Origin of the sequence: Cytobacillus sp. Hm23, from assembly GCF_051842895.1 — a bacterium.
Lineage (GTDB): Bacteria > Bacillota > Bacilli > Bacillales > SM2101 > Nanhaiella.
In genome coordinates, this window is sequence record NZ_JBPXRQ010000004.1 from 194,870 (window position 1) to 205,954 (window position 11,085).

Sequence of the window (11,085 nt, forward strand, 5' to 3'; positions counted from 1 at the left end):
ATTAAGGACTTCACCTACAGAACTAAAACGTTTTTATTAGTTTATCAGAAAGTTTTTCTTGACTTTTAATATGCTTTATTTTTATTCCTTTCGCTCCTCACACTATGTCCATAGTCTAAAAAAAGTAAAACGCTACAATAAAGTAGCGTTTTACTTGGGAAAGCATGATATATAAAAGTGCATAAAGGGGAAATTTGGTTATTATTATAATACCAAATAACTAAACATTGTGATTTTGGCATAAAAGGCGATTTAGGACGATTGGCTATTGGTTTTGTTTAAGTTCCTTTAAACTTCTTTCATTTATATAAACATATTGATATTTGTAATATTAAAGTTTCACGTACATTATTTACATGCGAAAATGGATTTACAAAACGCTGGTCGTACTTTATTTGATTTTCTAACTTCAAAACCTTCAGTTGAAATACAATAAGTACTTACTTTTCAGGGAAGCTCGATACAGAATTCCAATTTTCGCAATGCATTTCATCTAAATCACAACAGATATACTACATGATATCTGTTGTGATTTCCTTTAAAACTAAATGTTTTCAATATTGTTTATTTCAATGCCCCAGTAGTGATTGCTTCTATATTACACAGTGTGATAGAAAGTGGTGCATTTACAGTTATCTCAGTCCCTTGCAATACAAAGTTTGAAATCGTCCAATCATTATCAAATTCATATATACTCCCACTAATTCCTCTTACGCAAACAGCTTGCCCTAGATATTGAGTATAGTTAGAATTTGCTCCGATAGTACAACAATCACAAGTGGTAATTTGCTTTACTTCTTCTTTGACTATAGACTTACAACCACAAGGTGATGTTGATACCTTATAATTTGCCATTAGATCACCACCCCCCTAATAATTATTACTCCATGTTATGCTTCACTGCAATTTGATGCATGGGGTACCGCGTATATATCCCAATAGGTTTATACACATTTTCCATTTTCTAGTCAACAGTACAAAAAATCAAAAATATATTGCATACTCTATTCCTATAAGTTGATACCTTATATCTTGCCGTTGGGCACCTCTCGAGAACTTCGGGAGGGTACATAATTATTAAATCTAAACTTGTATGTATTACCTAGTACATACAGAGATAATTTGCATAACATAATGTACGGCCAACTACACTCATATAAACCTCCCTAAGCATGCCTCCTTTACTGATCGACGCAGGGAGGTTACATATTTTAAGGAGATGTGACATATATAAATTAGATTGTTTGGGGGCATAGTTTCATACAGTGGAGTAGGTCAATCTGCAGATACTTATCCTCTCCTTTCGTGTCCAACGACCTACGGTAGAGAGGATCTTTTAGTTAACCACCATACAGCTTATAAGTTATCTAAGATTTTCTGATTTATAGAGTTTTTTTTGAGTTTATTATAAGATAATGAATACTTAATCTTTCAGCCAGTAGCATATGTAATTTGATTCTCTTCGTGTAAAGGTCTTATGTTTTAACCCCTCAATTTCCTAGTTTTATTAACTAATTACCCATTTTGATTACTATTGTTTCATGTTTTAAACATTATTGTTCAAAACATAATGAAAGACACTTTTCATTATGATATCTGAAATGGTGCACCCATATAAAAGTTCCTACAGGTTTTAACATATTCTCTCCTTTCCCGGTTAGCTAGTTTATGGATCGGCTACACTTAGTTAGACAGAAATTTTAAGGTCAAGTAGAATGAACTTACTATATGAATAATGAGGAGAATCTACATGACAAAAAGAGCGCGCCGTACATTTACCCAAGAATTCAAACAACAAATTGTACAACTTTATGAAAATGGAAAGCCACGGAAAGAAATTATTCGAGAATACGACTTAACGCCGTCTTCTCTTGATAAATGGATTAATCAATTTAAAAATTCAGGCTCATTCAAAGAAAAGGACAACCTAACTCCTGAACAAAAGGAACTGCAAGAATTACGTAAGCGAAACAAGCAATTAGAAATGGAAAATGATATTTTAAAGCAAGCCGCGCTGATACTAAGACAAAAGTAAATGTGATTAAGCAAAACAAACACAAATACTCGATATCAGCAATGTGCCAAGTCCTACAACTCCCAAGAAGTACGTTTTATTATGAAGCAAAACACCGAATTCATGAGGATGATGTCACGTCACATATTGTTCGAATCTTCCATGAGAGTCGACAGAATTACGGGACACGCAAAATTAAACATGAACTTATAAAGCTTGGGAAAACTGTTTCTAGAAGACGTATTGGTAGAGTCATGAAAGAACAAGGACTAGTTTCTAATTATACTGTCGCACAGTTTAAACCCCATTCAGAAAAGCCAAATGAGGACCACTATTCCAATGAACTAAACCGTGAATTCACGAGGAACGAAGCATTATCCGTTGTCGTAAGTGATTTAACATATGTAAAGGTTGATAAAAAATGGCATTACATATGTGTCTTTGTTGATCTCTTTAATCGAGAAATTATTGGACATAGTACTGGGTCGAATAAGGATGCGTTGCTTGTTTATCGTGCTCTCGCTTCAATAAAGGAAGACCTTCATCATATCCAATTGTTTCATACAGATAGAGGAAACGAGTTCAAAAATAAGTTAATTGATGATGCTTTAAAAACATTCTCTATTAAACGCTCTTTAAGTATGAAGGGATGCCCCTATGATAATGCAGTTGCAGAAGCAACATTTAAGATTATTAAGACAGAGTTTGTCAAAGGTAGGCAGTATGAAAGTTTAGAAGAATTAACACGAGAACTCCATGACTACGTGCATTGGTTTAATCATATTCGTATTCACAGCACACTGGGATATGCAAGTCCTGTTGAGTACAAAAATAGCCACCTTAAAAATGTTGTCTAGTTAGATGTTGACAGTCCCTTATCCTATTTCTTTTTAGACCCCACCTTTTCACCTCACTATCACATATGTTTTCTAGTAAATAGTATCAAAAATAATGTTGATAATAACCTCACACAATATCACATAGAAAATACACGAGAACTACATGCTAAAGTTGTATAAATAACTATGTAAGAAAAACTATTTTAAAGGAGTGTTTCAAATGAGGAACTTATTATCTTTAACATTAGCAGGTGGAGTATTGGTGAGTGGATTAATTGGAGTCTCAGCGACTGGTGCACAGACAACACAAGATTTAGACGAAAGACTAGAGCCATATGCCACTGAATATGACAATGGTACTATTGGCTTTGATTTATCAGAAATTCCCCAAGATTTACTTGATGAATTAAATGACAGTAACCTTTCAAGTGGTAATTACGAACTTATTTCGATTGAGACTATTGACGAAGAAACAGGTTCTAGCTTGTCTGTTGACGAATTTTCTCAAGAATTCTTTACTATTGAGATAGATGAAGAAACAGGTGAAGTAATCGGTTCAAGTTTATCTGATGAAGAACTAGCTAAATTCTTAGAGGAACGAGAAAATGCTGGACCAGTTGAAGTTGAAGAGATTAACTTAGACTCTGAATAAACAACATTACTGAAAACACCGATTTCCAAAGTGAGGTCGGTGTTCTTAATATTAGCTGTCTTGATGGACGTGGTAATTAAGCAACACAATTACCTTCATGTTCTCCTCCTTCCAAAACCTTTTAACATACTCAGTAAAGGGTGTATTTAAAATATTTAAAGCGACTCGTATCATATCTTATTTAAGTACATACTCTAATAATTATGTTTTTCATCTATTACAATCCAAAAGTCAATGTAAACTATCCCAAAAGAGACCCGCATCAATGAATCAAAATTTAATAAATAGAATACATGAATTATTTTTTACAAATTCAAATTTTTTGGCGGTATTTTAGATAGATAGATTTAGTAACCATAGCCTTACTTTCTCTAACAACTCTTGGCAACTTCTTATTCTAAAAACCGTAAAGTTACATATATATATTTCTGACTTTAGATTCGAAGGGAGTATACAATTATGTCATTTGCGTATGTAGCAAATTTTGCATCTTCCACAATCTCTGTCTCCAGCTTTCATAAACTTTTCACCAGACAGCAAACTAGCATATGTTTTAAGTACTCCACTCTCATTGACTAATAAAACTGTTTCAGTTATAGATGTGAAAACTCACACCTTACTCTCTACTGTACCTGTTGGTTTAAGCTTTAATTTGTTATTATTCAACTCTAGCGTAGTTGCTATTTCACCAGACGGGAAATATGCGTATATTACAAATCTTATTGAAGGAACCGTTTCTGTTATTGATGTGAAAACCCATTCTACTATCTCCACAATTCAAGTTGGCATTGCTCCAAACTCATTAGCAATATCTCCTGATGGAAAGTCTGTCTATGTACGAATGTAGGAGAAGATAAGGTTTCTGTTATTGACACAAAAACTCAAGTTGTAATTACTACTATAACAGTTGGTAATAATCCAGTATTTGTGGCTTTCTCTCCAACATAAAAATGAATATCCATAATTTGTATTTTGAGTGTGTTAACATAAATTTCTGTATTTATTCTATTAGTAGCTTTAATTGATGAAATACATAGAAAGGATGAAAACATTGAATAAATTAAAACAGTCTTATAAACAAAGACCTATTCGTTTTATAGAAATACTCAACCACTATGATTGGAAATTAAAAGTTTATGGTATATCTTATGAAAACGAACTGCCTAATCCTGATTTAATTAACCATGCTAAATCAGTTACTCTCTCAAAGCTACCTGCAATTTCCGATACTGTATATGGCGTAGGATATATTGGAATTCATGATGGACATGATTCGAATTTCGTATTTTTAGATTGGTGGCAAGATGAAAATGAGCTTCATCACCATGTGTTCATATCCCCTAAAGACAATCTTTCTGCATTGGTTGAAATGACTCATACAGGAATTTCAGCATGCGTTTGGGATTTAAAGATAATTTGTTTTGAGAGACAAGCTTGGTTAGATTCAGTATTAAATAATCCTAAAGGACTTCCTGATTTAGATTCCTATTTGAAATCTTATCTGAATGGTGATTTTTGATTGATACTGAAGTTAATCATCAATATTATTATTAGTAAAAAATTAATTCTGGAGTTTCCTTAAATTTAAGTTTTGAACTTGGACATTTATCAGTTACATTATTATGACGGACTTTATGTAAAAAAACTTCCTTTAAAGAACAACACAGCATTACAATTACATTAAAAATCAAACTTATCATTTTAATAACTAAAAGGAATTCAACAATAAAAACATAAGGTCATATATACAAAAACAAGCAGAGTTAAGTTGTTTATCTGTGGCTGAAGTTGCATGTTTAATTTGCTTATGTATGGTCAATAATTAATGTGATGTTTATTCATTTGTTAATTCCCTTCTTTTTTGCCCTAGGTTGAAATAGCCTAGGGCATTTTTTTCCTTCTTACCTATTCTGGAAGATGAGTGATTAGGGTTTACTTCTCCTTTATGCAACTCAATAGCATATATCCTGCTACAAAACTTATTATTGTAATTGGGGTATCTGCTAAAAATAACCTTGGATTAATAATGATGTACCCAAGCGGAATATAATGACCAAGTGGAGAAAAATAAATAATATGAAATGAAGCTATTATAGATGCAGGTAACACAATGACTAAAAACTTTACTACATCGAATGTCAAAGCTTTTTTACTCCTCACTACATTCAAAAGTGATGGTAATCGAAAAAACATCCCCATTAAGTAAGGAAAAATTGTTGAATATATTAATATTGGATAAAAAATATACATTCCTTCATATTTAACCTCAATATAAATTTGAAACCTGGTTCCGACCCATAGTAACAAGGTAAATAAAAGTGGCCATAATAAAAAACTTCCAAGTCTCTTCATCTCACTCCCCCTTCGATGACTTGTTGTATTTATATGTTACTCATTCTTTCCTAGCCCACAAAATTAACCCTAATTGCTAATTGGACAAATAACTGCCTAGTTCCCGAGACTTGGAATTCTATATCAAATAGATAGGACAGGTGAAATACACACAGTCAGTCAGAGGTAGGTAGTTTTTCTTATTTCGTGAAAAACATATTTACATTAATTAAAAGTAGTCGATATTTAATATAATGATTTATTAAAAGTTTTTCCCCTTTTGCTTACCCTAGACTAAAAATCTAGGGCTTTTCTTTTTAAATAGAACTTTCATTTTATCGTAACATTCAGCTACCATATTATTCATCTTCCAATTGCTTTGTTACACCTACGAATTCCCATTCCTTTGTTTTAACAAATCAATAAAACTCTGTGAATGTGTGACAATCAACATCCGCTTTTATTGATCCTTCAATCTCTATCCACCATTTTGCTTTTTTCACTTTACGCCTCTTCTTAATTGCAAGATTAACTATGATCTACTATTTAATTCACACCATATGAATTATCTAATACCATAGAGGCTAAGTTTTTAAAGCTACAAGATTTGAAATAAGAATATTCTCCAATAGAGCATCCAAAGACAAAGAGCTAAAAAAGTAGATTCCACAACGAATTAATTACCACAGAACTCCTTATGAATATTTTTTTATAAGTGTTTTAATTATTCATAGATTTTTATAGATTATAATAAACAAGGGAGTATTGTTTTATAGGTATACTTTAAGTTATGGGGGATGATACAGATGATCAAACAAGCTATCAATGTTTCTCTTATGGTAATTATATTATTTGTGACTGGTTGCAATAATGAAATAAACTCATTAATTGAAACACAAGAACAATTAAATGAAAAAGTAGTTGAGGCTAATAAAATAATCAAGGAACAACAAAGGGTAATAAATGAACTTAATAAAGAATTTTCTTATTTAAAAGACTTGTCAGAGACAGAATTAGACGCATACGAATTATTTGCACAGGACAAAAATGTGAGGCACCTTCTAGGTTTTTCACCAGAGAATATAGTTTTGATTTACTTTCACTCAGTAGTAATTGATGATATTGAGGCAATTTATTCACTGACTTTTGACAATGATGCATTACCAGATTTTTCAACTTTTAAACAAAAATATAAGGAAGGTCTGCATAAAAAAGATGTGGATACCGCTTTTGATTATAGGTATTACAATTCAATTGAAGTTAATGAGGAAAATAAAACTGATAATGATGTAGCAGTCGAACTGAGTGTTGAGTTTGGTCTTTACCACACTACAGTCATATTAATATTAAAAAAAGAAAATGGAATATGGAAGATGGATATTTTGCACTTGATGGAGGAGATAAAAAAGGCTCAGAATTAGATTACATACAATGGACATTAGGTAAGCACCTCGGCGTTATTTTCTTATACAAAAACTCATTGATATTGCTTAAATAAGTTAATTTAAGGCAACAGAGTTTGTGCCATTACTTCCCTTACAATAAAAATCAGATTTTATCACGAACCTCAATGACTGTGTTTCTCCATAGCTTTAAATACCAATTCTATGTATCTTTCATTCATATTTACAAAAATACACATACCTGGCTTCCCACCCCCATTTTAATTTAAATCTATTTAATTATTTGTTAACATTTAGTTATGAATGAATATTATACACTTTAATTTTATGCTTCATTATGTAACCTAGACATACTCTAATTTGTCTAGGTTTTCCTCTACATATCTACTTCTTTTATGCGTGTAACACAGCACGTTGAAATAGCAACGAAAAGTGTTATACCATCTCTGACATCTTCTACTATTACAATTCCTTCACCTGCTACTTTAACAGTTACTGGCGCATCTTCGAATAAAAATGTTGGTACTAGCGCACTAATAATGACTTTCTTATCTATTAAACATTTAAAACGATCTGTCGCTGGATCTTCAATACATTTACAAACACCACCACTCCTTTCTGATGGAATTAATTCTATGTCAGGATAAATAGCATTTACAGTAACAGCTTTTACCTGACTGATCGGAAAGAAACCTTCTGAGGTATCTACTCCAAATTTATTAACCTTTTCTATCAGAATTGGTTGGAAACCTGAAATGGGATCAAAATTAAACACTTCATTTTGTGTTGCTAGTATTGCTAAATTCCCTTCAAGTTGCTCTAGAACTCTTTTCATTGGAGTGACACAACAATCACAAAAATTCTCATTTGTTTTTCTGCAAACTAAAGTTCCTATTTAATCTCACCTCCTCCCTTGATATATATAATATGAATATAAGGGTTGAAAGGTGTGGACAATCATTCTAGCTAAAGTCTGCAGCCATAATGTCCGAAAAGAATTGTCTATTCTCAAGCGTACCAACCTTTTGTTTATGTCTACAAATCAGTTTCAAAATATTCCTTTTTTCACTATTTTTCTCCTTCAAGTAGTAAAAATTTTTTTGTATTTATTAATTTATCCAAAAAAAAAATGGTAGTTTTATCGACTTATACCCTAACTCCTTTTTAATATGGTTACACACCTAAGGATAATCGTCCAAGCACAACAGATAGATGTACATATGTTATGTAATGATTAATAAAAAAGGAGTGATTATTGATGGAAAGTTATAATATTAATCTTACAAATTTTAATGAACAAGATGCTGAATTACCAAAAGAGGATCAAAAGTATTCATTTGCTATCGATAAGAATGGAGAAGCTATAAATCCCATGGTTGTTGAACAGCAAGATGAATGTAATAATGTAATTTCATTTTGTTGTACGAGTGTAGTCCCAGATGGATTCATTTTACCAATAATAGATCCACTGTGTATCTCTTTCGACTTTAGTGAATTGGATTGTTGTTTAGAAACATTCCAGTCAACAGGGGTTGTAAACAACCCGTGCAATGGTACTTTAGAATGTCCTGTTGACATAGAAGCAGTTCGTCTGGTTGGCTGTGCTAGAATGCATGCAAACTTTGGTGAATTAAAACCCAAAAGGGGCATCACACTGAATATTTCAAATACACCATGTACAATTTGTTGTGATACTACAACATGTGTTGACCAAATCATTGATTTTACATGTGGTCAAAAGCCTCCTTGTCGTGATTGTTTTGATATCACTGGATATATCCCAAGTATTGATCTTACAACTGATCCATGTGGTCGACAAATTGTTATATTGAAAGTTGATTTAGTTGTAGAATTTACGGGTTGCTCATCTGGAGAATGATTTTTCATCCTTAATTCACTTTGCTTTATATATGTGTTTTTTAATCAAACCTCAGTTGTTAATAACACACTATCAACTGAGGTTTCTACTTAACTTTAAATTCCAAAAAAATATTCGTTTTTTATTTATTGTAGTGTTCAACAAAATTATCCAACATTCCAAAGTCAATTGAACAAATAGTTTTAGAAGTATCCAGCACCGAAGGAGTAAGAAGATTGTCAGAAGAAAGAAATCTAAACAAATAATACCTTGAAGTGACTAAAGTTATTTCCTTTTTTCGTAATGTCACTATTAACCCGTTCAAAGTATTCGAGGTAGCACCCTCACATATCACTTCTATTGCGTTACATTTTTTGTTTACTTGCATAGGGGAGAAACATTTTACACTACTTCCTTATCATTAAATACAGATTTAACTTGATTAAGAAACTCCATAGCTCTATCAAATCTAAAATATCTCATGCTGTTCTCTTTGACCGATACATTTATTTCATTCCAAGTTTTTTTGTCATTATTATCATATATTTGTTTTAACTTTTGAATCTCTTCCAAAAATAATGAGATAAGTTGCTCCCTTTCTGACTCTCTAAAATCCATCAACAACTCATCCAGATCATTCCAACTTACACTTTGATTAAAATAACCTTCGAAGAAATAAATTAATGTACTAAATTCCTCTTTGATATTCATAATAAAACAACCTTCTTTGTTATTTGGAGAACTAGTTAACACTATAAACCCATAATCAAAGTCAGGATCTTTGTTTAATACTGTGATTGCATTAATAATATCCTCATTGAAGGAGTAGCTATTTTCATTAAAATCTCTTCCAATAACTTTGTCACCAGCTGTTTTCTATAGAATTTTGTTGTTTAATTAAAAGTCCTGATTTCTATCATTCCCTGTTAAAATAAGGGTATGCCAAGAACTAACTTGAGAAGAGAACGGGGCTGAAAATGTTGAAATTATTACTAACTTCTAATGGTTTTTACAATGACTCTATTAAAAACCAATTATTAAAACTTGTAAATAGGGAAGTTAACGAAAAGAAGGTTGCTATTATTACTACTGCTTCACCATATAAAGAGAATAATAAGTACGCACAAAAGGCAAAAGAAGATTTTAAGAAAATGGGGTTCCAAAACATCCATTTCATTGACTTAGAATTTGAGAGTCCAGAAAGTCTTACACAGCAAGATGTCATATATATCAACGGTGGGAATCCATTTAACTTGTTATTTCATACTAAAAAGAGTGGAGCAGATAATATCCTTAGGCAGTTAGTTTCAAAAAATGTAGTTATTATAGGTGTTAGTGCTGGTGCTGTTCTCCTTGGTCCTAACATTAAGGTAGTCCATTTCTTTACTCCGCAGATTGATAAACTAAACACTAAGGATTATTCAGCATTAGGATTAACTGATAAACTTGTCTTCCCTCACTACGACAGAGAAGATTTATTCAAGGATAGTACAAAGAAGACAATTGAAGATAGACTGAAAGAATTTGAAATCCTCGAAAATTGTGAAATTACAAGGCTTAAAGAAAATGGATATATTACAGTAGAGAAGTAATTTACTGACCTCTTTTATGAGGTCTCTTTTTATGCACTTCCGCAACATCTAACCGTTATGTAGTCAGGTTTTCGACACGCTGAAATACCCATTTGCTCTCCTCATTATCAAATACTATATCCTTTCCTATTTCAAGCCAACGGAACCAATTGAGGAAGTTATTAAAGTATTGAGTATCCTCTTCAATTTCTCCTTCTAAAATGATTAAGCTAAAACATCGTTACATGTGAACCTCTCCAACTAATTGTTACACAATTTGATGGAGCATCCCTTGTCATAAATAGAGTACAAAACAAGCTATTAAGCCACCTTCGGTGACTCTAATGCCAAGTTAAGACTAATTAATGAAGACAAGTTTTGTTCTGTTCTTTTTGCCAATTCAGGAACTTTTGCCTG

Annotated in this window: 12 protein-coding genes and 1 pseudogene; 8 read left to right on the forward strand and 5 right to left on the reverse strand. The window is 32.0% G+C overall.

Translation table 11 applies throughout. The features are described 5' to 3' along the window. Window positions 1–564: 564 nt before the first annotated feature. Window positions 565–855 carry a hypothetical protein gene (locus ACSVDA_RS04425; protein ID WP_485881173.1) on the reverse strand — a complete coding sequence of 97 codons (291 nt, stop codon included), beginning with the start codon at window positions 853–855 and terminating at the stop codon, window positions 565–567. Window positions 856–1,750: 895 nt separating this feature from the next. Here ACSVDA_RS04425 and ACSVDA_RS04430 point away from each other — a divergent pair. The 5 genes from ACSVDA_RS04430 (at window position 1,751) to ACSVDA_RS04450 (ending at window position 5,024) form a co-directional block, all read left to right on the forward strand. Beyond that, window positions 1,751–2,871 (forward strand): IS3 family transposase gene (locus ACSVDA_RS04430; protein WP_485881175.1). Its coding sequence is split into 2 segments (ribosomal slippage): window positions 1,751–2,000 and window positions 2,000–2,871, totalling 1,122 coding nucleotides; the frame shifts between segments, so codons are not numbered across the junction. A 202-nt stretch (window positions 2,872–3,073) separates the two neighbouring features. After that, on the forward strand, window positions 3,074–3,505 hold the full coding sequence (locus tag ACSVDA_RS04435) for a hypothetical protein (RefSeq protein WP_485881177.1): 432 nt from the start codon (window positions 3,074–3,076) through the stop codon (window positions 3,503–3,505). Between the two features lie 484 nt (window positions 3,506–3,989). Then, window positions 3,990–4,352 (forward strand): YncE family protein, encoded by a 363-nt coding sequence (locus ACSVDA_RS04440; RefSeq protein WP_485881179.1) that lies wholly within the window; start codon window positions 3,990–3,992, stop codon window positions 4,350–4,352. Between the two features lie 20 nt (window positions 4,353–4,372). Then, complete coding sequence (locus ACSVDA_RS04445; RefSeq protein ID WP_485881203.1) at window positions 4,373–4,453, forward strand: hypothetical protein; 81 nt, start codon at window positions 4,373–4,375, stop codon at window positions 4,451–4,453. A gap of 103 nt (window positions 4,454–4,556) precedes the next feature. Further along, the gene (locus ACSVDA_RS04450) at window positions 4,557–5,024 is read left to right on the forward strand and encodes an isochorismatase (protein WP_485881181.1); all 468 of its coding nucleotides are present in this window, start codon (window positions 4,557–4,559) and stop codon (window positions 5,022–5,024) included. 413 nt (window positions 5,025–5,437) lie between these two features. Here the strand turns inward: ACSVDA_RS04450 and ACSVDA_RS04455 are convergent, their stop codons facing one another. Beyond that, entirely contained in the window at window positions 5,438–5,857 is a 420-nt protein-coding gene (locus ACSVDA_RS04455) for a hypothetical protein (RefSeq protein ID WP_485881183.1), read from the reverse strand. A 785-nt stretch (window positions 5,858–6,642) separates the two neighbouring features. Between ACSVDA_RS04455 and ACSVDA_RS04460 the strand changes: the two genes are divergently transcribed. Next, window positions 6,643–7,257, forward strand: a complete 615-nt coding sequence (locus ACSVDA_RS04460) for a hypothetical protein (protein WP_485881184.1) — start codon at window positions 6,643–6,645, stop codon at window positions 7,255–7,257. 358 nt (window positions 7,258–7,615) lie between these two features. Here ACSVDA_RS04460 and ACSVDA_RS04465 read toward each other — a convergent pair whose 3' ends face one another. Further along, window positions 7,616–8,074, reverse strand: a complete 459-nt coding sequence (locus tag ACSVDA_RS04465; protein WP_485881186.1) for a hypothetical protein — start codon at window positions 8,072–8,074, stop codon at window positions 7,616–7,618. A gap of 423 nt (window positions 8,075–8,497) precedes the next feature. On the opposite strand from ACSVDA_RS04465, the gene ACSVDA_RS04470 reads away from it, so the two are divergent. Next, the gene (locus ACSVDA_RS04470) at window positions 8,498–9,118 is read left to right on the forward strand and encodes a hypothetical protein (protein WP_485881188.1); all 621 of its coding nucleotides are present in this window, start codon (window positions 8,498–8,500) and stop codon (window positions 9,116–9,118) included. 381 nt (window positions 9,119–9,499) lie between these two features. On the opposite strand, the gene ACSVDA_RS04475 is transcribed toward ACSVDA_RS04470, so the two are convergent. After that, window positions 9,500–9,808 carry a hypothetical protein gene (locus ACSVDA_RS04475; protein ID WP_485881190.1) on the reverse strand — a complete coding sequence of 103 codons (309 nt, stop codon included), beginning with the start codon at window positions 9,806–9,808 and terminating at the stop codon, window positions 9,500–9,502. A 266-nt stretch (window positions 9,809–10,074) separates the two neighbouring features. On the opposite strand from ACSVDA_RS04475, the gene ACSVDA_RS04480 reads away from it, so the two are divergent. Beyond that, on the forward strand, window positions 10,075–10,689 hold the full coding sequence (locus ACSVDA_RS04480; RefSeq protein ID WP_485881191.1) for a Type 1 glutamine amidotransferase-like domain-containing protein: 615 nt from the start codon (window positions 10,075–10,077) through the stop codon (window positions 10,687–10,689). Between the two features lie 29 nt (window positions 10,690–10,718). On the opposite strand, the pseudogene ACSVDA_RS04485 reads toward ACSVDA_RS04480, so the two are convergent. After that, window positions 10,719–10,864 (reverse strand): annotated as a pseudogene (locus ACSVDA_RS04485) (IS1595 family transposase); the annotation flags it as partial. Window positions 10,865–11,085: the final 221 nt, after the last annotated feature.